The organism is Cupriavidus sp. P-10, assembly GCF_003402535.2.
In the GTDB taxonomy this organism is placed as follows: Bacteria; Pseudomonadota; Gammaproteobacteria; order Burkholderiales; family Burkholderiaceae; genus Cupriavidus.
Window position 1 is genome coordinate 498585 of sequence record NZ_AP025171.1, and the last position, 23148, is coordinate 521732.

A 23148-nucleotide genomic window follows, 5' to 3' on the forward strand; every position below is an offset into this window, starting at 1 on the left:
CAGGAGACAAGGAATGTTGATGGCGACCGTTGAGGCGCAGGAAATGGCGTCGCCTTTGCTTGCGCAGTCAGGCTTGAGCGTCACGCAGTTCAGCGCGCTGCTGGCCGCGGTCTATGAAGGGCCGATGGAACCCGTGCCCTGGGGCCACGCGCTTGAAATGCTGCGCAAGCAACTCGATGCCAGCTATGTGAGCTTTATCCTGCGCTCGCCCGCCAGCGACCGCAGCGGGCTGGCGGTGCATGCTTCGGCGCACGGCACTTCGCTGGAGGCAGAGGCCTCATACAACAGCTACTACTACGCGATCGATCCCTTTATCAACCTGCCCACCGACCGCGCGGTGACGGTCGATGAAGCGCTGGGCGCCGGCAACTGGTGCCACAGCGAGATCTACCGCCAGTTCCTGCAGCCGCTCGGCATCCGCTACCTGTTGGGCGCGGACATCCGTACCGAGGATGGTGTCGAGTGCCGCCTGCGCATCTGCCGCCAGGACGACACGCGGGATTTCTCCGAAGTGGACAAGGCGACCTGCGGCGTGATCCTGCCGCACCTGAAGCGCGCGATCCGGCTGCATTCCCGGCTGGACGTGGTCGAATCCGAGCGCTCTCTCTATGCGGGCGCGATCGACCGCATGCTGGTGGGCATGGTGATCCTCGACGCCTCCGGCAAGATCCTCAAGAAGAATCCCGAGGCTGACGAAATCCTGGCGGAGAACGACGGCATCCGCCTTAACGGGAACACTTTCGAGATTGCCTACGCCCAGGAGAGCCGCAAGTTCCAGTACCTGCTGCGCCGCGCGCAGTTGGGACATCACGGCAGCGAGCCGGCGCTGGCCGAAGCCATGTCGATCACCCGTCCGTCGGGGCGCGGCAAGCTCGGCGTGTTGATCCGCACCATCCCGCTCAGCGAGTGGTCGGAGGAAAACCGGCACCGGCCCGCCTGCGCGGTCTTTATCCGCGATCCCGAGCGCAAGTCGCGCGCCTCGCACGAGGTGGTGCGCAAGCTGTTCGACCTGACCCCCGCTGAAACCGCGCTGGCGCTGGTGCTTGCCGACGGCATGACGCTCGACGAAGCCGCCGAGGCCTTGGGCACCAGCAAGAACACGGCACGCGCCCACCTGCGCTCGATCTTCTCCAAGACGGGCGTCACGCGGCAGGCCACGCTGGTGCGCATGCTGCTGAGCAGTGTCGTGACGCTCGGCTGAGCGCCATCGGGTAGTACGACACCCTCCACCCTGCTAGTCCGATTGGAGGATGAGCGCCGCCATCCACGCGCCTAGCATGCACAGGACCAGCGGGCGCGGCACACGGATGGCACGTCAGGCGGACGCAGCAAGGGCATGCGGTCCGCGCCCGTTCCTGTTCCGCGCACGCTTCAACCTGTCCGGCCAATGGCCGGCACCTGTACCAGGGAGCGTGGAGCATGGAAAAAGTCATCTATATCGTCTGGCGCGATGCGCGCACCGAGCCGGCGGAATTCGCGCGCCGGCTGCGCACGACGCTTGCGGACAAGCTGCTGGCGCTGGGCGCGCGCGGACTGCAGGTCAACGTGGCGGATGACGCCGTGCTGCCTGCCGCGGGCCTGCGCCAGACCAACACCCGCCCGCAGATGGAAGGGCTGGTCTCGGTCTGGATCGACAGCGCCGTCGACCGCCTGCGCCTGCCGTTCGACCAGGCGGTCGAGGCCGCGGCCGGCCGCATGGCCGGCTACCTCGTCACGGAGTCCCAGCCGATCCGCAATACGCGTTTCCCGGCCGCGCCGGGCGAGCGCACGCCCGGGTTCGCGCAACTGGCCTTCCTCACGCGCCCGCCCCGGCTTACGCCGCAGGCGTGGCTGGACACCTGGCACAACCACCACACGCAGGTGGCGGTCGAGACCCAGGGCAACTTCCTCTATGTGCAGAACGTGGTGGTGCGCCCGCTCACCTATGCCGCGCCGCCTTATGACGCCATCGTCGAAGAATGCTTCCCCGACGCGGCGATGACCGACCCGCAGGCGTTCTTCGACGCCGTCGGCGATGAAGAGAAGTTCCAGCGCAACCTGCAGGCCATGATGGCAAGCTGCCAGCGCTTCATCGACTTCGACAAGATCGACGTGGTTCCCACCAGCCAGTACCTCGTCCGCCCCGCCACCGCCTGAATCTGGCACCGGATCGGCTAGTCCCACTGGACGATGTGCCGGGTGGCAGCGCACGGAAGAATAGGTCTCATCAGCCAGCAATGGCAACGAACCAGAGGAGACCCGAATGCTGGATATCCGTGCGCTTGGCTACATCGTGGTCGAGTCCACCGACCTGGGGCAATGGCGGCAGTATGCCGAGCAGGTGCTCGGCATGACCTGCGCAGGCGCCCCCGGCGGTGCCCTGTACGTGAAGATGGATGAGCGCGATTACCGCTACCTGGTGGTGCCGGGCACGCGCGACCGCTACCTGGCATCCGGGTGGGAACTGGCCGACGAAATGGCCTACCGGCATGCGCTCGGCACGCTGCGCCAGGCGAACGTGGAAGTCGTGCTTGCCAGCGCCGCGGAAGTGGCCCAGCGCCGCGTGCAGGCGATGGCCTGGTTCATCGATCCGTCGGGCAACCGCCACGAGGTCTCATGGGGCATGCGCTCGGACTTCCTGCGCTTTGTCTCGCCGGTCGGCGTGCCGCGCTTCATCACCGACCCGATGGGCGCCGGCCATACCGTGCTGCCCGCGCCGGCCTTCGACGAGACCTACGCCTTCCTGCGCGACGTGATGGGCTTCGGCCTGTCCGACATCTTCCGCGTGCGCTTTACCAGCGATCCCGACGAGCCGGAGAAGCGCATCCACTTCCTGCACTGCGCCAACGGCCGCCACCATAGCCTGGCGATCTTCGAGATGCCGTCGGAAGCCGGCTGCATCCACGTGATGGCCGAGGTGCCCGACATGGCCGAGGTGGGCCGCGCGCTCGACCGCGTGCAGCAGCACGGCGTGAAACTGTCCGCCACGCTGGGCCAGCACTGCAACGACCGCATGACTTCCTTCTACATGAAGACCCCCGGCGGCTTCGACCTCGAATACGGCCATGGCGGCCTGGTGTTGGACTGGGGCCAGCACGCCGCCTACGAAGCCACGCGCGTCAGCCTGTGGGGACACGACTTCAGCATCGGATACCGCTAAACACCATGACCAAGACAATCGACAAGACCCTGAGCGCGGCCGACGTGGTCGGCCAGCTCGCCGATGGCATGACCATCGGCATCGGTGGCTGGGGCCCGCGCCGCAAGCCGATGGCGCTGGTGCGCGAAATCCTGCGCTCGCCGCTGAAAGACCTGACCGTGGTCGCGTATGGCGGCCCCGAGGTGGGCATGCTGTGCGCGGCCGGCAAGGTACGCCGGCTGGTGTTCGGCTTTGTCTCGCTCGACGTGATCCCGCTCGAACCCTACTTCCGCCAGGCGCGCGAGCGCGGCCTGCTGGAGGTGACCGAGCTGGACGAGGGCATGCTGCAGCTTGGCCTGCGCGCGGCGGCGGCGCGGCTGCCGTTCCTGCCGACGCGCTCGTCGCTGGGCACCGACGTGCTGGCAAAGAACCCGCAGCTGAAGACGGTGCGCTCGCCCTACGCCGATGGCGAGGTCCTGCTGGCGATGCCGGCGCTCGAACTCGACGCGGCGCTGCTGCATGTGAACGAGAGCGATGTGCTGGGCAACACCCGCATCGACGGCCCCGATCCGTTCTTCGATGCGTGGTTCGCGCGCGCCGCACGCCGCTGCTATGTGAGTTGCGAAACGCTGCACCCGCGCCTTGAGGAAGAGAACCTGGCGCATGCCCGCAACAACCCGTTCGAGCGCTCGCTGGTGACGGGCGTGGTGCACGCGCCCGCCGGTGCCCATCCCACTTCCTGTGCCCCTGCGTATGGCTGGGACCTGCCCGCGCTGAAGGCGTACTGCGCCAGCGCCGAGGCCGGCGACGGCTTCCGCGCGTACCGCGACGAGGTGGTGGGCGCCAGCGAGGCGGCCTACCTGGAGCGCATCGGCGGTCTCGGCCACGTGCGTGATCTGCCGCTGCCGGTACTTTGATTTCGCCAACCCACCCGCCAACCCAAGGAGCGACCGTGAGCGCCACTTATGAATTCACCCGCGCCGAGCTGATGATCGCCGCCGCCGCCCGCGCCTGGAGCGACGACGGCGAGGTGCTGGCCACCGGCATCGGCACCGGCCCGCGCATCGCCGCCGGCCTGGCGCGGCTTGCGCACAACCCCGGGCTGCTGATGACCGACGGCGAGGCCTACCTGGTGGAGACGCCGGTGCCGCTGGGGCCGCGCGAGCCCGGCTACAAGGTGCGCGCCAGCGGCTGGATGGGCTATTCGCGCGTGTTCGACTGCCTGTGGGGCGGGCGCCGGCACGCGCTGGTGATGCCGACGCAGATTGACCGCTTCGGGCAGGCCAATATCTCCTGCCTGGGCGGCACGCATGCGCAGCCCAAGACCCAGCTGCTGGGCGCGCGCGGCTTCCCGGGCAACAGCATCAACCACGCCAATTCCTTCTTCGTGCCGGGACACAGCACGCGCGCCTTTGTCGGCGCCGAGGTCGACATGGTCTGCAGCGCCGGCTACAACCCGGCGCGCCAGATCGAAGGCATGCGCAGCTTCGTGGACCTGCGCGTGATCGTCACCGACCTGTGCGTGATGGATTTCGGCGGGCCGGACCATGCCATCCGCGTGCGCTCTCTGCACCCGGGCGTGAGCTTCGATCAGGTCCAGGCGGCCACCGGCTTTGCGCTGGCGAACGCCGCCGGAGAAGCCTTGCCGGAGACGGCACCGCCGACGCCGGACGAACTGCGCCTGATCGCCCAGCTCGATCCGCACAACCTGCGCGCCACCATCGTGCGCGGCAATCCTTCCGGACGCGCTTGAGACAGGAAACACGCCGACATGACAACGCCAGCCATCGAACCCATCAGCCTGGGCCCGAACGCCGAGGTGCTCTACCAGGTCGCGGACGGCATTGCCACCGTGACCATGAACCGGCCGGATTACCACAACGCGCAGAACTCCAAGATGACGTATGCGCTGGACGAGGCCTACCGGCGCGCGGCCGCCGACGACGCAGTCAAGGTGATCGTGCTGCGCGGCGCCGGCAAGCATTTCTCCGCCGGGCACGACATCGGCACGCCGGGGCGCGACATCAACGAGTCGTTCGAGCGCGCCTCGCTCTGGTATGACCACGTCAACAAGCCGGGCGGCGAATTCCTCTATGCGCGCGAGCAGGAGGTCTACCTCGGGATGTGCCGCCGCTGGCGGGAATTGCCCAAGCCGACCATCGCCATGGTGCACGGCGCATGCATTGCCGGCGGGTTGATGCTGGCGTGGGTGTGCGACCTGATCGTGGCCTCGGACGACGCGTTCTTCGCCGATCCGGTGGTGCGCATGGGCATTCCGGGCGTTGAGTATTTTGCGCATGCCTACGAGCTGCACCCGCGTATTGCCAAGGAATTCCTGTTCCTCGGCGAACGCATGGGCGCCGGGCGCGCCGAGCGCATGGGCATGGTCAATCGCGTGGTGCCGCGCGAGGCGCTGGAGGACACCGTCTACGGCATGGCGGCCAAGGTCGCGCAGATGCCGCGGCTCGGCCTGACGCTGACCAAGCAGGCGGTCAACCATGTGGAAGACCTGCAGGGAAAGCGCACGGCGATGGATGCGGTCTTTGCCTGGCACCACTTCGCCCATGCGCACAACGAACTGGTCAGCGGCGACAAGCTCGGCGGCTATGACGCACGCGCGATGGCGGCCTCGCAACGTACCGGCGGCGAGGGGGCGGCATGAACACCGGCATGAACCCCGGCACGAGCAACGCGAGCCTGCACACGGTCTTGTGCGACCTGCTGGGCTGCCGCTACCCCATCGTCCAGACGGCGATGGGCTGGGTGGCGGACGCGAAGCTGGTCGCCGCCAGCGGCAATGCCGGGGCCTTTGGCTTCCTGGCCGGCGCCACCATTCTGCCCGGCGAAGTCGAGCAGGAGATCCTGCGCGTCAAGGCGCTCAGCGACCGGCCCTTCGGCATCAACTTCCACATGTTCCAGCCCAACGCGGAGGAAGTCATCGAGATGGCAATCCGCCACCGGCTGCGCGCGGTCAGCTACGGGCGCGGCCCGGACGCCAGGATGGTCGGGCGGCTCAAGGCGGCTGGCGTTGTCTGCATGCCGACGGTGGGCGCAGCCAGGCACGCGGCCAAGGCCGTGGAGCTGGGCGCGGATGTGGTCACCGTGCAGGGCGGCGAGGGCGGCGGCCATACTGGCGGCACGCCGACCACGCTGCTGCTGCCGCAGGTGCTGGACAGCGTCAGCGTGCCGGTGGTGGCTGCGGGCGGCTTCTTCGACGGGCGCGGACTGGCTGCGGCACTGGCCTACGGCGCGGCCGGCGTGGCCATGGGCACGCGCTTCCTGATGTCGGCCGAATCGCCGGTGCCGGCGCAGACGCTGGAGCGCTACGTCAGGGTGCGCGACCCGGGCCAGATCCGCGTGTCGCTGGCCATAGACGGGCTGCCGCAGCGGATGATCGACAACTCGCTGCTGCTGGAGCTGGAGCAGGCCGGCCCGTGGCGGCGCACTTGGCTGGCGCTGGCGGCCGCGCGCAAATGGCAGGCGCGCACCGGCATGGGCAGCGCACAGATGCTGGCGACCGCCTGGCGCGCGATGCGCGAGCAGGACTACAGCGCCGCCCAGACCCTGATGGCCGCCAACGCGCCGGTGCTGATCCAGCGCGCGATGGTGGAGGGATGCCCGGACGAGGGCGTGCTGCCCAGCGGCCAGGCTGCCGCCGCGATTGGCGCCATCGAATCCTGCGAGCAGATCGTGTCCGGCATTGCCGTACAGGCGCAATCGCGGCTGGCGGCGCTGGCCGGGAACGCGCTGGCTGCGGCGGCCTGATCCAGAGACAGAGGAAATCATGCAAACGAACCCCAAGACCGGGCCGTTCCGTATCGAAATCGCCGACGGCATCGCCGAACTGGTGATCGACCATCCGCCCGTCAACGCGCTCGACAACGCCGGCTGGCACGCGCTGGCCGCCGCCATCGACCGCCTCGGCGCCGATCCCGACGTCCGCGTGATCGTGCTGCGCGGCGAAGGCCGCGGCTTCTGCGCGGGCGTGGATATCAAGGAGCTGTCGGCGCACCCGGAGCGCATCATTGACGTCAATGCCGGCAACTATTCGACCTTCCGCGCCGTGCACCGCAATCCCAAGCCGGTCATCGTGGCCGTGCACGGCTTCGTGCTCGGCGGCGGCATCGGCATCTGCGGCGCCGCCGACATCCTCATCGCTTCGGAATGCGCGCGCTTTGGCGTGCCGGAAATCGACCGCGGCGCCATGGGCGGCGGCGCGCACCTGCAGCGCATGTTCGGCGTGCAGAAGGTCAGGGCGATGTACTTCACCGGCGAGATGATCGATGCTGCCGAGGCGTATCGCCTTGGCGCCGTGGAGCGCGTGGTCCCGCGCGCTGAACTGCGCGACACCGCGATGACCCTTGGCCGCCAGATCGCGGCCAAGAGCCCGGCCATGCTGCAGCTCGCCAAGGAAGCGCTCAACGGCGTGGAAGACGGCAACCTGGAAGACAAGTACCGTTGGGAGCAGGGCTTCACGCTGCAGGCCTATATGAGCGCGGATTCCGGCGAAGCGCGCGCCGCGTTTGTCGAACGGCGCGAAGCCAGCTTCTCACAAGGGGCGCGCGATGCAGCTTGAATACACCGACGCCCAGCGCGCCTTCCGCGCCGAGGTGCGCGACTGGATGGCCGCGCACGTGCCGCGCACGCCGCTGGCCAGCTTCGACACCGAGGAGGGCTTTGCCCAGCACCGAGCCTGGGAAGCCACGCTCAACCAGGGCCGCTGGAGCATGGTCACGTGGCCGGCCGAGCTGGGCGGGCGCGGCTGCGACCTGATCGAGTGGCTGATCTTCGAGGAAGAGTACTGGCGTGCCGGCGCGCCGATGCGCGTCAACCAGAACGGCATCTTCCTGCTCGGGCCCACGCTGATGGAATTCGGCACCGCGGCGCAGAAGGCGCGCTTCCTGCCGCGCATGGCCTCGGGCGAGCATATCTGGGCGCAGGGCTGGTCGGAGCCGAACGCCGGCTCCGACATGGCCGCGATCCGCTGCAGCGCGATCCGCGACGGCGATGACTATGTGATCAACGGCCAGAAGATCTGGTCGACGCGGGCGGTGTGGGCGGACTGGCTGTTCGGGCTGTTCCGCACCGATCCGGCCTCGACACGGCATCACGGGCTGACCTTCGTGCTGGTGCCGCTGGATACGCCGGGCATCACCGTGCGCCCGATCCGCCAGCTCAACGGCCAGACCGGTTTTGCCGAAATTTTCTTCGACGACGTGCGCGTGCCGGTGGAAAACCGGCTGGCGGCAGAAGGTGCCGGCTGGCAGGTGGCGATGGCGACCGCCGGCTTCGAACGCGGCCTGATGCTGCGCTCGCCAGCACGCTTCCAGGAGACTGCCCGCGCGCTGGTCGGGCTGTACCAGGCCAACCGCGAGGCGGCGGACCGCGATCCCGCGCTGCGCGACGCGGTGCTGCGCGCGTGGATGGACGCCGAGGCCTACACGCTGTCCACCTATGCCACCGCGAGCCGGCTGGTGCGCGGCGGCCATATCGGCGCGGAGTCGAGCACGAACAAGGTGTTCTGGTCCGAGCTGGACATCCATATGCACGATACCGCGCTGGCCATCCTGGGGCAGGCGGCGGAAGTCGCCCCCGCCGGCCAGCCGCCGGGTTCGCTCGGCCACTGGCTGGATGGCTTCCTGTTCTCGCAGGCCGGGCCGATCTATGCCGGCACCAACGAGATCCAGCGCAATATCGTCGCCGAGCGCCTGCTCGGCATGCCGCGCGCATGACGGCACCCGGGGGAAACACCATGGATTTCGCATTGACGGAAGAGCAGGAACAGTTTGCCGAGGCGATCCGGCGCTTCCTGATGACCGAGATGACGCCCGAGCTGACGCGCGAGCTGTGGAGCACCGGGACCGGCCGCTCCGACGCGCTGTGGCGCCAGCTTGCCGACCAGGGGCTAGCCGCGCTGATGGTGCCGCAGGAGCAGGGCGGGCTGGGGCTGGGCGAGGTGGAATGGGCGCCGCTGGCGCAGGCATGCGGCTACTTCGCGCTGCCTGAGCCGCTGCTCGACACCGCGCTGGTGGCAACCGGCCTGCTCCGCGATGCACTAGCCACTGCCCCGTATGCGTCGGCGCGCGAGCGCTGCGCCGCGCTGCTGGAGCGCATCGCCGCCGGCGAGGCCCGCGTGGCGGTGGCGCATCCGCAGGAGCGACTGGTGGCCGACGCCCATGTCGCCGACGCCATCCTCTGTGCGCACGAAGGCGCGGTCCACCTGCTGCGCCCAGACCAGGCCACGCTCACGCCGCGCACCGGCCTCGATCCGTCGCGCCGGTTGTTCGAGCTGGCGTGGCAGCCCGACGCGAGCACCGAACTGATCCCCGTCGGCACCGGCCTGTGGGACATGGCGCTGAACCGTGGCGCGCTCGGCGTGGCCGCGCAGCAGTTGGGATTGACGCAGCGCATGCTCGACCTGGCGATCGACTACAGCGCCCAGCGCAAGCAGTTCGGCAAGGCCATCGGCGCCTACCAGGCGGTCAAGCACCTGCTGGCCGACGTGGCGATCCAGCTTGAATTCGCCAAGCCGGTGCTGCTGCGCGCCGCCGCCGCGCTGGCGCATGGCCTGCCGGATGCGGGCCTGCATGTCTCGCACGCCCGCATCGCAGCCGCCCGCTGCGCGTGGGCCGCGGCACGCCAGGCGATCCAGGTGCATGGCGCGATGGGCTACACCTGGGAGCTGGACCTGCAGATCTTCACCAAGCGGGCCTGGGCACTGGCGGGCAGCTGGGGCGACCGGGCTTTCCACAAGGCGCGCCTGGGCGCGCACATCCTGGACGGCGAGCATGACATCGGCGCCGGAGCGACCTTCGCCTGAATCCAAAGAGAGCAATGACCATGAAAGACGCCTATATCGTTGATGCCCTGCGCACGCCCACCGGGCGCCGCAAGGGCGGACTGTCGCACGTGCACGGCGCCGACCTGGGCGGCTTTGTGCTGGCCGAGCTGGTGCGCCGCAACGGCATTCCCGCAGAAGACCATGACGACGTGGTGTTCGGCTGCGTCGACACCATCGGCCCGCTGGCCGGCAATATCGCCCGCAGCGCGTGGCTGGCCGCCGGCCTGCCGCTGACGGTGCCGGGCGTGACCGTGGACCGCCAGTGCGGCTCGTCGCAGCAGGCCGTGCACTTTGCCGCGCAGGCAGTGATGAGCGGCACGCAGGACGTGGTGATCGCCGGCGGCGTGCAGACCATGACGCAGATCCCGATCTCGTCGGCCATGCTGGCCGGGCAGTCGCTGGGCTTTGCCGATCCGTTCTCGGGCAGCAAGGGCTGGCAGGCGCGCTTCGGCGATGCGCCGGTGTCGCAGTTCCATGCCGCGCAGCGCATTGCCGAGCACTGGAAGCTGTCGCGCGAGGCCATGGAAGCGTATGCGCTGCAAAGCCACCAGCGCGCCGCGGCCGCGATCGAGGGCGGCCGTTTCGCCCGCGAGATCGTGCCGTGCGAAGGCGTGATGCAGGACGAGACGCCGCGCCCTGATACCACGCTGGCGAAGATGGCCGCGCTGGAACCGCTGATGCCGGGCAGCGCGCTGACCGCGGCAGTGTCGAGCCAGACCGCCGATGCCGCCGCCGCGCTGCTGATCGTCTCCGAGGACGCGCTCAAGCGCTACCAGCTCAAGCCGCGCGCGCGCATCGCGCATATGAGCGTGATGGGCGACGACCCGCTGTGGATGCTGACCGCGCCGATTCCGGCAACGAAGCGCGCGCTGGAACGCAGCGGCCTGCGTCTGTCGGATATCGACGTAGTCGAGATCAACGAGGCCTTTGCCTCGGTGGCGATGGCGTGGCTGGCCGAGACCGGCTACGCGCCCGAGCGCACCAACCCCAACGGCGGCGCGATCGCGCTGGGCCACCCGCTGGGGGCCACCGGCGCGCGCCTGATGACCACGCTGCTGCATGAACTGGAACGCACCGGCGGCCGCTACGGCCTGCAGACCATGTGCGAAGGCGGCGGCCTGGCCAACGTCACCATCATCGAACGGTTGTAAGGAGACCGCCATGGGTATTTGCGACGGACGCACCGTCATCATCACCGGCGCCGGCGGCGGGCTGGGCCGTGCCTATGCGCTGGCCTTCGGCGCCGAGGGCGCCAACGTGGTCGTCAACGACATCCGGCGCGAGGCGGCCGAAGCGGTCTGCGCGGAAATCCGCGGCGCTGGCGGCAGTGCAAAGGCCAGCGATGACGACATCACGCAGCTCGCCACCGCGCAGCGCATCGTCGATGCCGCGGTCGAGGCGTTTGGCGAAGTGCACGTGCTGGTCAACAACGCAGGCATCTGCCGCGACCGCATGTTCGTCAGCCTGACCGAGGCGGACTGGGACGATGTCATGCGCGTGCACCTGCGCGGCCACTTCTGCCTGGCCAACTTGCTGGCCAGGCGGTGGCGCGATGCGGCCAAGGCTGGCCGCGCCGTGGACGCACGCATCATCAACACCAGTTCCGGCGCGGGCCTGCAGGGTTCGGTCGGGCAATCCAACTACGCCGCCGCCAAGGCCGGCATTGCCGCGCTGACGCTGGTGCAGGCGGCCGAACTGGGCCGCTACGGCATCACCGCCAACGCACTGGCGCCGGCCGCGCGCACCGGCATGACCGAGCAGGTCTTCGCCGACATGATGAAAGCGCCAGAAGGCGGCTTCGACTACTACGACCCGGCCAACGTCGCGCCGCTGGTGGTGTGGCTGGGCAGCGCTGACTCTGCACAGGTCAACGGCCGCATGTTCGAGGCGGCGGGCGGCATGGTGTCCGTGGCCGACGGCTGGCGCACCGGCCCGAAGGCCGACAAGGGCGGGCGCTGGCAGCCGGCGGAAGTGGGCGTGGCGGTGGCCGGACTGCTGGCGCAGGCCCTGCCGCCCCAGGCGGTCTACGGCAGCTGAGCACGACGGCCATGGACTTCTCCATTTCTGTCGAACACCAGATGGTCCGCGACAGCGCGCGCGACTACCTTGCCACGCACAGCGATTCGGCGGCGGTGCGGCGCGTGACCGAGGCGGGTCCGGCGCACGATGACGCGCTGTGGCGCGCGATCGCCGGCGACCTTGGCTGGTGCGGCATCGCGTTGCCCGAAGCCGTGGGCGGTGCCGGCCTCGGCGCGCCGGGGCTGGTGCTGCTGCAGGAGCAACTGGGGCAGCGCCTGGCCTGCGTGCCGTTCTGGTCCACCGCCTGCGTGGCGGCGCCGTGGCTGCAGGGCAGCCTTGCCCGCAGCGCGCAGTGGCTGGAACGGCTGGCCGCTGGCGAGTCCCGTGCCGCGGCGGTGCTGCCGGACGATGCCGGCTGGCACTACGACGGTGTCGCGATCCGTGCGCTGGCAAGCGCGCACGGCTTCGTACTGCACGGAAGCGCCGCCCAGGTGGCCGATGCCGCCGGCGCCGACTGGCTGCTGGTGCCGGCGCGGTTCGAGGACGGCACACCCGCGCTGTTCCTGCTGGAGCCCGCTGCGCTGGCACAGGATGCGCGATTCACGCTGGCACCGCTCGACACGCTCGACCGTACGCGCCCGCTGGCCTCGCTGCGGCTGGACGGCCTGGCCGTTCCGGCAAGTGCCTGCCTGGCACGCGGGGACGACGCGGTGCGGGGTCTGGCGCAAGCCTGGTGGCACGGCAAGCTGATGCTGGCGGCCGAGCAGCTCGGCGCGGCCCAGCAATGCCTGGATCTCACCGTCGCCTATGTGTCGGAGCGCATCCAGTTCGGCCGCGCCATCGCCTCATTCCAGGCGGTCAAGCACCGCTGCGCGCGGATGATGGTGCTGGTCGAGGCCGCGCGCTCGGCGGTGTATGGCGCGGCGCAGGCATGGGAATCCGCCGACCTGGCCGAGGCCCGTCAGGAAATCGCCGCCGCTTCCGTTGCCGCCGACGAAGCCCTGCGCTTCAACGCGCAGGAGGCCATCCAGCTGCATGGCGGGGTCGGTTTTACCTGGGAATACGACCCCCAGCTTTATTTCAAGCGCGCACAGGCCGCCAGCCACTGGCTGGGCGGCGCCGGTGCCGCGCTCGCATACCTCGCCCAATTCGTCGATAGCGGCCCGCACGCCTGGAGGACAGCATGACTGCGCACGAAGAGTCGGCATTCCGCGCCGAGGTGGCGCAATGGATGGCCGCCCACCTGGCCGGCGAATTCGCCTGCCTGAAACACCGCGGCGGCCCCGGCGACGAAGACGCTTTCCCCGAGTTGCGCAAGGCCTGGGAACGGCGGCTTGCCGAAGGCGGCTGGACCGGCCTGGGTTGGCCGCGCGCGCATGGCGGGCGCGAGCTGCCGGTGATGCAGCAGGTGATCTTCCATGAGGAATATGCGCGCGCCGGCGGCCCGGGCCGCATGGGCCATATCGGCGAAGGGCTGATCGGGCCGACGCTGATCGCCTTCGGCACCGGGGACCAGAAGGCGCGCCTGCTGCCCGGCATCCGCAATGGCACCACGTTCTGGTGCCAGGGCTATTCGGAGCCCGGCGCGGGCTCGGACCTGGCCAATGTGCGCACGCGCGCGGTACGCGATCCCGCCAGCGGCGACTGGCTGGTCAGCGGCCAGAAGGTATGGACCTCGCTCGCGCACGATTCCGACTGGATTTTCGTGCTGGCGCGCTGCGAGCCCGGCTCGCGCGGCAGCAAGGGCCTGATCTTCCTGATGCTGCCGCTGGACCAGCCCGGCATCGAGATCCGCCCGATCCGGCAGATGGGCGGCGGCGCCGAATTCAACGAGGTTTTCTTCGATGGCGCACGGGCGGCGGCGGCCGACGTGCTGGGCGAGCCCGGAGACGGCTGGCGCATCGCCATGGCGCTGCTCGGATTTGAGCGCGGGATCTCCACGCTCGGCCAGCAGATGCAGTTCACACATGAGCTGGAGTGGGTGGCGCAGGCCGCGCGCGACAACGGCAGCAGCCGCGACGCGCTGGTGCGCCAGCGCATCGCGCGCGCCTGGGCCGGCCTGAGGGTGATGCGCGCCAATGCGCTGCGCATGCTGGCCGGCGCGGCGCAGGCGGGCCAGGACGGGGGCACCGCGTTGCAGCGCGAGGCGCTGATCTACAAGTACTACTGGTCCAACTGGCACCGCGACCTGGGCCAGCTCGCGCTGGACGTGCTGGGCCCGCTGGCCAACGTGCTGGACGCCGGCGAGACGGGCGATGTGCGCCGCACCCGGCTGCAGCAGATGGCGCTGTTCTCGCGCGCCGACACGATCTACGCCGGTACCAACGAAATCCAGCTCAACATCATTGCCGAACGCGGCCTCGGCATGCCGCGCGAGGCCCGAGGACAGTCATGACCCTTAACACCGAAGCTCCCGCCGTTCCGGCCTATGTGCCCGGCCACCAACTGCTCGCCGGCAAGAGCGTCCTGATCACCGCGGCCGCGGGCGTCGGCATCGGCTTTGCCGCCGCGCGCCGCTGCGCGGAGGAGGGCTGCCGCGCGCTGATGATCTCCGACGTCCATCCCAGGCGGCTGGACGAAGCCGTAGCGCGCTTGCGTGCGGAAACAGGGCTGCAGGCGATCCATGGACAGCTTTGCGATGTGTCCGACGAAGCGCAGGTACGCGCCCTTGTGGCTGCCGCGGAAGAGGCGCTCGGCGGCACCGACGTGCTGATCAACAACGCCGGGCTGGGCGGCTCGCGCCGCCTAGTTGATATGGACGATGCCGAGTGGTCGCGCGTGATCGATATTTCCCTCACCGGCACCTTCCGCATGACGCGCGCGATGCTGCCGCACATGCAGGCGCGCCGGCGCGGCGCCATCGTCAACAACGCCTCGGTGCTCGGCTGGCGGGCGCAGAAGGAACAGTCGCACTACGCCGCGGCCAAGGCCGGGGTGATGGCGCTGACCCGCTGCAGTGCGATGGAGGCCGCGGAGTTTGGCGTGCGCATCAATGCGGTGGCGCCGAGCATCGCGCTGCATGACTTCCTGAAGAAGTCGGCGCCGGCGGATTTGCTGCGCCAGCTCAGCGAGCGCGAAGCGTTCGGGCGTGCGGCGGAGGTGTGGGAGGTAGCGAATGTGATGGTGTTCCTGGCCAGCGACTATGCCTCGTACATGACAGGTGAGGTGCTGCCGGTGAGCAGCCAGCGGGCTTGAAGCACTGACAAGGTGGCGCTGGCGGTATGCGAAAGGGTTGGTGCCGGCCGCCACCCCTGGCAGAGGCTCCCCTCTCCCGCCTGCGGGAGAGGGGAGCAAACAAGCGGGAGTGATGGATCTGTCGGCAAATCAGGCCGCCATGGTGAGGAAACACAGGAAACAGCAATGCCAAGAATCTTCCGCTCCGCACAGGACATCCACGCCGCCGCAGGCCAACCGCTCGGCGAAAGCCCCTGGACCCGCATCACCCAGGACCAGGTCAACCAGTTCGCCCACGCCACCGGCGACCACCAGTGGCTGCACGTCGACCCCGAACGCGCCGCGCAAGGCCCCTACGGCGCCTGCATCGCCCACGGCTACCTGACGCTGGCCCTGGTCAACCAGTTCCTGCCGGAACTGGTCACCGTCGAAGGCATGAAGTTCGGCGTCAACTACGGCTGCGACAAGGTTCGTTTCCCCGCGCCGGTGCGCGTGGGCGCCCGCGTGCGGGGCGTGGGTGAGTTGATACGCGCCGAGTCGCTGCCAGGCGGCGTGCAGTCGGTGGTGCGCGTCACAGTGGAGATCGAGGGCGAGGCCAAGCCCGCCTGCGTGGCCGAGACGATCAGCCGCTACTACTTCTGAACCAAGGAATCGAGCATGAAAGACGCAGTCATCGTCGCCGTCGCGCGCACCCCCATCGGCAAGGCCTTCCGTGGCGCCTTCAACGATACCGAAACCCCGGTACTGGGCGGCCATGTGGTGCGCGCGGTGGTCGAGCGCGCGGGCGTTGACCCGGCCGAGGTCGACGACGTGCTGATCGGCGCGGCCGCGCAGCAGGGCACCCAGGGCTACAACCTGGGCCGCCTGTGCGCGGTGGCGGCGGGGCTGCCCGACAGCGTGCCGGGCATGACCATGGACCGCATGTGCGGCTCGGGCCTGATGACGATCGCCGCGGGTGCGCGCGCGATCCAGTGCGGCGAGGCCGACATCATCGTGGCGGGTGGCGCGGAATCGATCTCGCTGACGCAGAACAAGCACAAGAACAGCTACCGCGCCCAGTCCGAAGCGGTGCTGGCGCGGCAGCCGGCCGCCTACATGGCGATGATCGAGACCGCCGAGGTGGTGGCGCGCCGCTATGGCATCAGCCGCGCCGAACAGGACGCCTACGCCTGGCGCAGCCAGCAGCGCACCGCCGAGGCGCAGCGCCGCGGTGCCTTCGACGATGAGATCGTGCCGCTGGAAACGCGCCGCGCGCTGTTCGACAAGGCCGGCGCGCTGACGGGGCACGAGAGCGTGAAGCTCGTACAGGACGAATGCAACCGGCCCGATACCACCGCCGCGAGCCTGGCGGCGCTCAAGCCTGTCTGGAGCGGCGGACAGGCGGTAGCCGAAGGCGAGCACATCACCGCCGGCAATGCCTCGCAACTGTCTGACGGCGCCGCGGCGGTGCTGCTGATGAGCGCCGACGAGGCGCGCCGCCGTGGGCTGCGCCCGCTGGGGCGCTACCGCGGCATGGCGGTGGCGGGCTGCGCGCCGGATGAAATGGGCATCGGTCCTGTTTTCGCGGTGCCGAAGCTGCTCGCGCGCCATGGCATGACGGTGGCGGATGTGGGCCTGTGGGAGCTGAACGAGGCCTTTGCCTGCCAGGTGTTGTACTGCCAGCAGAAGCTGGGCATCCCGGATGCGCGGCTGAACGTGAATGGCGGCGCGATTTCGGTTGGGCATCCGTTCGGCATGTCGGGCGCGCGCATGACCGCGCATGCGTTGATCGAAGGCCGGCGCCGTGGCGTGCAGCAGGCGGTGGTGACGATGTGCATTGGCGGCGGCATGGGTGCTGCCGCGCTGTTCGACGTCCTGTAGCAAAAGAAAGCCGCTGGTTTTCACCCCTCTCCCATTCATGGGAGAGGGGCGGGGGAGAGGGCAGGAGCCTCCATGAAGTGATGCGTTGCGATGCTTGCCACGCGCTGCCCTCTCCCCCGGCCCCTCTCCCGCAAGCGGGAGAGGGGAGCAAACATTCTGCTTATCGAAGCAGCCCCGGCAACGTACGGCCCGCCACGAGGCCGCCTGCCACCACTCCAATCGGAGGAGACACATGAAACGACTGATCGGCATCGCCATGTCGCTGGCCGTGCTGGCCACCGCGGTCTGGGCCTTCGCGCCGCGCCCGCTGCCGCCGTTCCCGGCCACCGCGCTGCGCCCCGACGGCCTGCAGGTCAACGGCATCGCCCGCGCCGGCGAGCGTCTGGTGGCCGTGGGCGAGCGCGGCAAGATCCTGTTCAGCGATGATCAGGGTCGCGACTGGCGCGTGGCCGCCGTTGACAAGCCCCAGGGTGCCACGCTGACGCAGGCGGCCTTTGCCGACAGCCGCCAAGGCATCGCGGTCGGCCACAGCGGCCTGATCCTGCGCACGGAGGATGGCGGCACGCACTGGCAGCAGGTCGCCTTCGACGCGCAATCGTCCGACCCCCTGCTGGGTGCCCTGGCGCAGCGCAACGGGCCGTGGTTCGCCGTGGGCAGCTTCGGCCGTTTCCTGGTGTCGCGCGACCAGGGCAGGCATTGGGAAGAGGCCGCTGACAAGGCCATGCAGGACCGCCACCTCAACGCCATCGCCGGCGACGGGCAGGGGCGCCTGATGCTGGTCGGCGAAGCCGGGCTGGTGCTGCGCTCGGCCGATGGCGGCGGCCGCTGGGAGCCGGTCAAGACTCCCTATGAAGGCTCGCTGTACGGCGTGCTGCCGCTGCGCGACGGCGCCTGGCTGGCCTTCGGCATGCGCGGCAACGCGCTGCGCAGCGAGGATTTCGGCACCACCTGGCAGGCCGCCGAGATCGCACTGCGCACCTCGTTCTTCGGCGGTGCCGAGTTGCCGGACGGCCGCATCGTGCTGGCCGGGCAGGGGGGCACGCTGGTGATCTCCGCCGATGGCGGGCGCCATTTTGCGCCGTTGCCCGCCGGCAGCCCGCAGACGCTGGCGGCGCTGGTGCCTGCCGCTAAAGACAAGCTGGCGCTGGGTGGCAGCAGCGGCCTTGCCGGCGCGACACTCGCCGCAAATCGCTGACCCCCGCCTCACCGAACGCGAGAACGATCATGACCCGCTCCCAATCCCCCGGCCGCCTGGGCCGCTTCGTCGATGGCTGCGCCAGCGTGCTGATGCGCCGGCGCCGCCTGCTGCTGTTGCTGTGCCTGGCGGTGACCGTGGCGCTGGGCTTCTCGGCCACGCGCCTGCGGCTCGATCCGGGCTTCAACAAGATGATCCCGCTGCAGCATCCGTACATGCAGGTGTTCACCAAGTACGCGAGCACCTTCTCCGGTGCCAATACCGTGCTGGTGAGCCTGCGCTGGAAGGGCGACGGCGATATCTACAACGCCGCCTTCATGGACAAGCTGCGCAGCGCCACCGATGAAGTTTTCTTCATCCCCGGCGTGGACCGCTCGCGCGTGTTCTCGCTGTTCACGCCCAACGTGCGCTACACCGAGGTGACCGAGGCCGGCTTCCGCGGCGACGTGGTTGTGCCGGGGCGCTTCTCCGGCGCGCCGGCGGAGCTGGAGAAGGTGCGGCGCAATGTGGCGCGCTCAGGGCAGATCGGCAGGCTGGTCAGCAATGACCTCAAGTCCGCGCTGATCCGCGCCGAGTTGCGCGAGACCGATCCGGCTACCGGCAAGACCATCGACTACGGCTCCGTCGCACGCCAGCTGGAGAAGATCCGCGCGCAGTTCAGCGGCACCGATGTCGAAGTCAATATTGTCGGCTTCGCCAAGCTGGTGGGCGATGTCGAAGAGGGCATCGCCGGCGTGATGGGCTTCTTCGCGCTCGCCTTCGCCGTGACCGCGCTGCTGTTGTGGCTATACACGCGCTCGCTGCGCATCACGGTGCTGGCGCTGGTGGTGGCACTGCTCCCGGTGGGCTGGCTGCTGGGCCTGTTGCCGCTGCTGGGCTACGGCATCGACCCGATGTCGATCCTGGTGCCGTTCCTGATCTTCTCGATCGGGGTCTCGCACGCGGTGCAGATGACCAATGCCTGGAAGCAGGAGGTGGTGCAGGGGAACAGCGCGCTGGACAGCGCCAGCGGGGCCTTCCGCAAGCTGTTCATCCCCGGCACGGTGGCGCTGCTGACCAATGCGCTGGGCTTCATGGTCATCATGCGCATCGAGATCGATATCGTGCGCGAACTTGGTATCACGGCCTGCCTGGGCGTGCTGCTGATGATCGTGACCAACAAGGTGTTCCTGCCGATCCTGCTGTCGTACACGCGGCTGGAGCCGTCGGCGCTGGCGCGCTCGCAGGCGCGGCGCGCGCAGGGTGGCGGCGGCCTGTGGCAGAAGTTCGGCGCGCTGGCGCGCCCGGCACCCGCGCTAGGGGTGTTCGTCGCGGCGCTGGCGCTGCTGGCGGCCGGCGCGATCGAATCGCGCGGCCTGAAGATCGGCGACGTCGGCACCGGCGCGCCGGAGCTGCGCGCGGATTCGCGCTACAACCGCGACAGTGCCAGCATCGTGGGACAGTACAACATCGGTTCGGATGCGCTGACCGTGGTGGTGGAGCCGACCGGCTTCGACGACGGTTGCCTGCACTACCCGGTGATGAGTGCGGTGGAGCGCTTCGAGATGCATATGCGGGGCGTGTCCGGCGTGCAGTCGGTGGTGAGCGTGTCGTCGCTGGCCAAGGTGGTGATCGGCGCCTACAACGAGGGCAACCCGCGCTGGGAGGCGCTGCCGCGCAGCAGCGAAGGCCTGGGGCAGGGTGCCAAGGCCTACGACCCGGACAACGGCATGAATACGTCCAACTGCCAGGCGATCCAGGTGCTGATCTACACCGCCAACCATGAGGGCGCGACCATTGCCCACATCATCCGGGAAATCCGCCGGTTCAACGCCACCGACAAGACGCCCAACGTCGCCTTCCGCCTTGCCGGCGGCAATATCGGCGTGATGGCGGCGACCAACGAGGCGGTCGAGGAAGCCGAGGTGGCAATGCTCCTGGCGATCTTCGGCGCGATCACGCTGCTGTGCCTGCTGACGTTCCGCTCGTGGCGCGCGGTGCTGTGCATCATCGTGCCGCTGACGCTGGTGTCGGTGCTGTGCAATGCGCTGATGGCGCGCCTCGGCATCGGGCTGAAGGTGTCGACGCTGCCGGTCATCACGCTGGGCGTGGGGGTTGGCGTGGACTACGGCATCTACCTGTACGAGCGCATCCAGCACCAGATCCGCGAGGAAGGCCAGAACCTGCCGCAGGCTTTCGCCGAGGCAATGCGCCAGCGCGGCTCGGCGGCGCTGTTCACGGCGCTGACGATGTGCATCGGCGTGGGCACCTGGGCCTTTGCCGCGCTCAAGTTCCAGGCCGACATGGGGATCCTGCTGGCCTTCATGTTCCTGGTGAACCTGTTCGGCGCGGTGTCGCTGCTGCCGGCGCTGGCCGCGTGGCTGGGCGTGGAGGATGAAGAGCGTGCCCGCGTGGCGGCTGCCGCTGCCGCGGGCGGAGACACCGCGCCGCCGGCGCACGCCCTGAAATCCGATGCGGCCTGAGCGTCGCGGGTGAACCGGAAGGACATCATGCACGATAGCCAGGCATCCGCAGCGTCGGCCTTCACGCCGCTGCACATCGGCCCGCTCACGCTGCGCAACCGCTTCGTCAAGGCGGGCGCCAACGAAGGCATGACGCCGCACGGCCTGCCAACGCAGGCACTGGTCAGGCACCACCGCGAACTCGCCGCCGGCGGCGTGGGCATGACCACGGTGGCCTACGCAGCCGTGGCTGACGACGGACTTACCTTCGCGCACCAACTCAGCATGCGGCCCGAGCAGGTGCCACACCTGCGCGTGCTGACCGAGGCGGTGCATCGCGAAGGCGCGGCGGCCTGCCTGCAGATCACGCATGCGGGATCGTTCACCACGATGCGCCACGGCGGCAGCCGCGCGCCGGGCAGCGCCTCGTCCGGCATGAACGCCTTCGGCATGATGCACGGCGTGTATTTCCAGCGCGCCATGCGTGAGGCCGACATGGCGCGCGTGGCCGGCCAGTTTGCCGCGGCGGCGCGGCTGGCGCGCGAAGCCGGCTTTGACGCGCTCGAGATCCACATGGGCCACGGCTACCTGCTCAACCAGTTCCTGTCGCCGCTGAGCAACCGGCGGCGCGATGCGTTCGGCGGCAGCGTGGAGAACCGTACGCGCTTCCCGGCCGCGGTGCTGCGGCAGGTCAAGGATGCCGTCGGCGCCGACCTGGCGGTCTGCTGCAAGCTCAGCGTCAGCGACGGCGTGCCGGGCGGCAACCAGCCCGCGGATTCCGCCGTGACCGCGCGCATCCTGGAGGCGGAAGGGGCCGACCTGCTGACGCTCAGCGGCGGCCGCAACGTGGAAAGCCCGTGGGTGCTGTTCGGCAGCCCGATGCCTACGGCGCAGATGAAGGCCGCGGCACCGACTGCGCTGGCGCGCTTCGGCATCACCATGCTGGAACGCAGCACGCCGCGCGACCTGGCCTTCCGCGAACTGTATTTCCTCGAGGCATCGCGCGTGATGCGGCAGGCGGTGCGCATGCCGCTGGCCTATGTCGGCGGCGTCAAGTCGCTCGACAACGTGGCGCAGGTGATGGCAGAGGGCTTTGACTGCATCGCGCTGGCGCGCGCGCTGATCCACGATCCCGCGCTGGTCGCCAACTGGCGCAGCGGCGCCGTGCAGCGCTCGGCCTGCGACAGCTGCAATGGCTGCGTGGCCAGGATCTACGATCCCGCCGGCGTCAGCTGCGTGCATGGCCCGGGCAATGATCCGACGCTGACGCGCCTTGTCGCACTGCAGTAGTCCGATGGGACGATGAGGTACCGGCCAGACGCTCTTATCTTGAAGTTCCCACGGGATTTCAAGGAGACACCATGAGCCAAACCGGCATCAGCGGCTACAAGATCGAATCACGCCCGCCCGAGGCCCGCTACGCGCGCGGCTGGCACTGCCTCGGCCTGGCCGACGCCTACCGCGACGGCAAGCCGCACACACTCGATATCTTCGGCCGGCGCCTGGCGGCGTTCGCCGACTCGACCGGCGCCATCCGCGTGATCGACGGCCACTGTCCGCACATGGGCGCGGACCTCAGCACCGGCACCGTGCAGGGCGACAACCTGGTGTGCCCGTTCCACGCCTGGCAATGGGGCGGCGACGGCGGCTGCAAGTCGATCCCCTACTGCAAGCGGGTGCCGCCCAAAGCGCGTGTCGGCGCGTGGCAGACCTGCGAGCAGAACCGGCTGCTGTTTATCTGGCACGACCCCGAGGGCCGCGCGGCGCCGCCGGAGGTGGCGATTCCGCGTATCGATGCGTGCTTCTCGGCGGAGTGGTCGGAATGGGCCATGGACGAGATGGTGATCCGCACCAACTGCCGCGAGCTGGTGGACAATATTTCCGACATGGCGCATTTCGGCACCGTCCACGGTTCCCCGGTCGACTATTTCGCCAACCTGTTTGAAGACCACAAGGCCACGCAGCTGATGATCGGGCGCAGTGCCCGGCTGTCGGGCGACGCGCAGCTGACGGCGTTGTCCACGTACTTCGGTCCGGCGTACCACATCACCGATATGAGTGGCCGCATGGGCGACCAGGAGATCCACTCCGTCCTGCTCAACTGCCATGTGCCGATCGACCTGCACAGCTTCGTGCTGCGCTACGGGGTGCTGGTGAAAAAGATCCCGGGGCTGAGCGACGAGCAGAACCGCGCCATGGCGCAAGCCTACGTGGAGCAGGCGCGCCAGGCGTTCTATGAGGACGTGGCGATCTGGGACAGCAAGATCCGCATCGACAACCCGCTGCTGTGCGAGGGCGATGGGCCGATTTATCAGATGCGTGACTGGTACCAGCAGTTCTACACCGACGTGGAGCAGGTGCGCGCTTCCAGCGTGGCACGGCGCGTGATCGAGCTGAATCCGGGCAATATCGAGCCGCCGGTGCTGCGGCACGTGTTTGAGGGCTGACCACGAGAGCCGTGGTCGTTACCGATGCCGCCTCTGGCTCCTTTGCGGGCCGC

General features: G+C 69.2%; 21 protein-coding genes. All 21 read left to right on the forward strand.

Annotation, left to right across the window (positions count from 1 at the left end; translation table 11 throughout):
• Positions 1 to 13: 13 nt before the first annotated feature.
• The 21 genes from CTP10_RS19400 (at position 14) to CTP10_RS19500 (ending at position 23095) form a co-directional block, all read left to right on the forward strand.
• Positions 14 to 1201 (forward strand): helix-turn-helix transcriptional regulator, encoded by a 1188-nt coding sequence (locus tag CTP10_RS19400; RefSeq protein WP_116318675.1) that lies wholly within the window; start codon positions 14 to 16, stop codon positions 1199 to 1201.
• Positions 1202 to 1419: 218 nt separating this feature from the next.
• Complete coding sequence (locus CTP10_RS19405) at positions 1420 to 2136, forward strand: EthD domain-containing protein (protein WP_116318674.1); 717 nt, start codon at positions 1420 to 1422, stop codon at positions 2134 to 2136.
• Positions 2137 to 2242: 106 nt separating this feature from the next.
• Positions 2243 to 3139, forward strand: a complete 897-nt coding sequence (locus CTP10_RS19410) for a VOC family protein (RefSeq protein WP_116318673.1) — start codon at positions 2243 to 2245, stop codon at positions 3137 to 3139.
• Positions 3140 to 3144: 5 nt separating this feature from the next.
• On the forward strand, positions 3145 to 4035 hold the full coding sequence (locus CTP10_RS19415; protein WP_116318672.1) for a CoA transferase subunit A: 891 nt from the start codon (positions 3145 to 3147) through the stop codon (positions 4033 to 4035).
• A gap of 35 nt (positions 4036 to 4070) precedes the next feature.
• A complete protein-coding gene (locus tag CTP10_RS19420) occupies positions 4071 to 4871 on the forward strand; it encodes a CoA-transferase subunit beta (RefSeq protein ID WP_116318671.1) in 801 nt (266 codons plus the stop codon).
• Positions 4872 to 4889: 18 nt separating this feature from the next.
• Positions 4890 to 5780: an enoyl-CoA hydratase gene (locus CTP10_RS19425; protein ID WP_116318670.1), complete on the forward strand. Its 891-nt coding sequence runs from the start codon at positions 4890 to 4892 to the stop codon at positions 5778 to 5780.
• Positions 5777 to 6883 (forward strand): nitronate monooxygenase, encoded by a 1107-nt coding sequence (locus CTP10_RS19430; protein WP_442875236.1) that lies wholly within the window; start codon positions 5777 to 5779, stop codon positions 6881 to 6883. Before CTP10_RS19425 ends, CTP10_RS19430 begins: the two co-directional genes overlap by 4 nt.
• A 19-nt stretch (positions 6884 to 6902) precedes the next feature.
• Positions 6903 to 7694, forward strand: a complete 792-nt coding sequence (locus CTP10_RS19435) for an enoyl-CoA hydratase family protein (protein ID WP_116318669.1) — start codon at positions 6903 to 6905, stop codon at positions 7692 to 7694.
• A complete protein-coding gene (locus tag CTP10_RS19440) occupies positions 7684 to 8850 on the forward strand; it encodes an acyl-CoA dehydrogenase family protein (protein ID WP_116318668.1) in 1167 nt (388 codons plus the stop codon). Before CTP10_RS19435 ends, CTP10_RS19440 begins: the two co-directional genes overlap by 11 nt.
• A 20-nt stretch (positions 8851 to 8870) precedes the next feature.
• On the forward strand, positions 8871 to 9938 hold the full coding sequence (locus CTP10_RS19445; RefSeq protein WP_116318667.1) for an acyl-CoA dehydrogenase family protein: 1068 nt from the start codon (positions 8871 to 8873) through the stop codon (positions 9936 to 9938).
• A 20-nt stretch (positions 9939 to 9958) separates the two neighbouring features.
• Complete coding sequence (locus tag CTP10_RS19450; protein WP_116318938.1) at positions 9959 to 11110, forward strand: acetyl-CoA C-acetyltransferase; 1152 nt, start codon at positions 9959 to 9961, stop codon at positions 11108 to 11110.
• A gap of 10 nt (positions 11111 to 11120) precedes the next feature.
• A complete protein-coding gene (locus tag CTP10_RS19455) occupies positions 11121 to 11996 on the forward strand; it encodes an SDR family oxidoreductase (RefSeq protein ID WP_116318666.1) in 876 nt (291 codons plus the stop codon).
• An 11-nt stretch (positions 11997 to 12007) separates the two neighbouring features.
• Complete coding sequence (locus tag CTP10_RS19460; RefSeq protein WP_116318665.1) at positions 12008 to 13165, forward strand: acyl-CoA dehydrogenase family protein; 1158 nt, start codon at positions 12008 to 12010, stop codon at positions 13163 to 13165.
• Positions 13162 to 14373: an acyl-CoA dehydrogenase family protein gene (locus CTP10_RS19465; protein WP_116318664.1), complete on the forward strand. Its 1212-nt coding sequence runs from the start codon at positions 13162 to 13164 to the stop codon at positions 14371 to 14373. The genes CTP10_RS19460 and CTP10_RS19465 overlap by 4 nt, the downstream gene beginning before the upstream one ends.
• Positions 14370 to 15173, forward strand: a complete 804-nt coding sequence (locus CTP10_RS19470) for an SDR family oxidoreductase (protein WP_116318663.1) — start codon at positions 14370 to 14372, stop codon at positions 15171 to 15173. The genes CTP10_RS19465 and CTP10_RS19470 overlap by 4 nt, the downstream gene beginning before the upstream one ends.
• Before the next feature lie 165 nt (positions 15174 to 15338).
• Positions 15339 to 15794, forward strand: coding sequence for a MaoC family dehydratase (locus CTP10_RS19475; protein WP_116318662.1), 456 nt, complete (start codon positions 15339 to 15341; stop codon positions 15792 to 15794).
• A gap of 15 nt (positions 15795 to 15809) precedes the next feature.
• The gene (locus CTP10_RS19480) at positions 15810 to 17012 is read left to right on the forward strand and encodes an acetyl-CoA C-acyltransferase (protein WP_116318661.1); all 1203 of its coding nucleotides are present in this window, start codon (positions 15810 to 15812) and stop codon (positions 17010 to 17012) included.
• A gap of 232 nt (positions 17013 to 17244) precedes the next feature.
• Positions 17245 to 18207: a WD40/YVTN/BNR-like repeat-containing protein gene (locus CTP10_RS19485; protein WP_116318660.1), complete on the forward strand. Its 963-nt coding sequence runs from the start codon at positions 17245 to 17247 to the stop codon at positions 18205 to 18207.
• Between the two features lie 29 nt (positions 18208 to 18236).
• Positions 18237 to 20669 carry an efflux RND transporter permease subunit gene (locus CTP10_RS19490; protein ID WP_116318659.1) on the forward strand — a complete coding sequence of 811 codons (2433 nt, stop codon included), beginning with the start codon at positions 18237 to 18239 and terminating at the stop codon, positions 20667 to 20669.
• Positions 20670 to 20696: 27 nt separating this feature from the next.
• Positions 20697 to 21938 carry an NADH:flavin oxidoreductase gene (locus tag CTP10_RS19495; RefSeq protein WP_116318658.1) on the forward strand — a complete coding sequence of 414 codons (1242 nt, stop codon included), beginning with the start codon at positions 20697 to 20699 and terminating at the stop codon, positions 21936 to 21938.
• Between the two features lie 71 nt (positions 21939 to 22009).
• On the forward strand, positions 22010 to 23095 hold the full coding sequence (locus CTP10_RS19500; RefSeq protein WP_116318657.1) for a Rieske 2Fe-2S domain-containing protein: 1086 nt from the start codon (positions 22010 to 22012) through the stop codon (positions 23093 to 23095).
• The last annotated feature ends 53 nt before the right edge of the window (positions 23096 to 23148 follow it).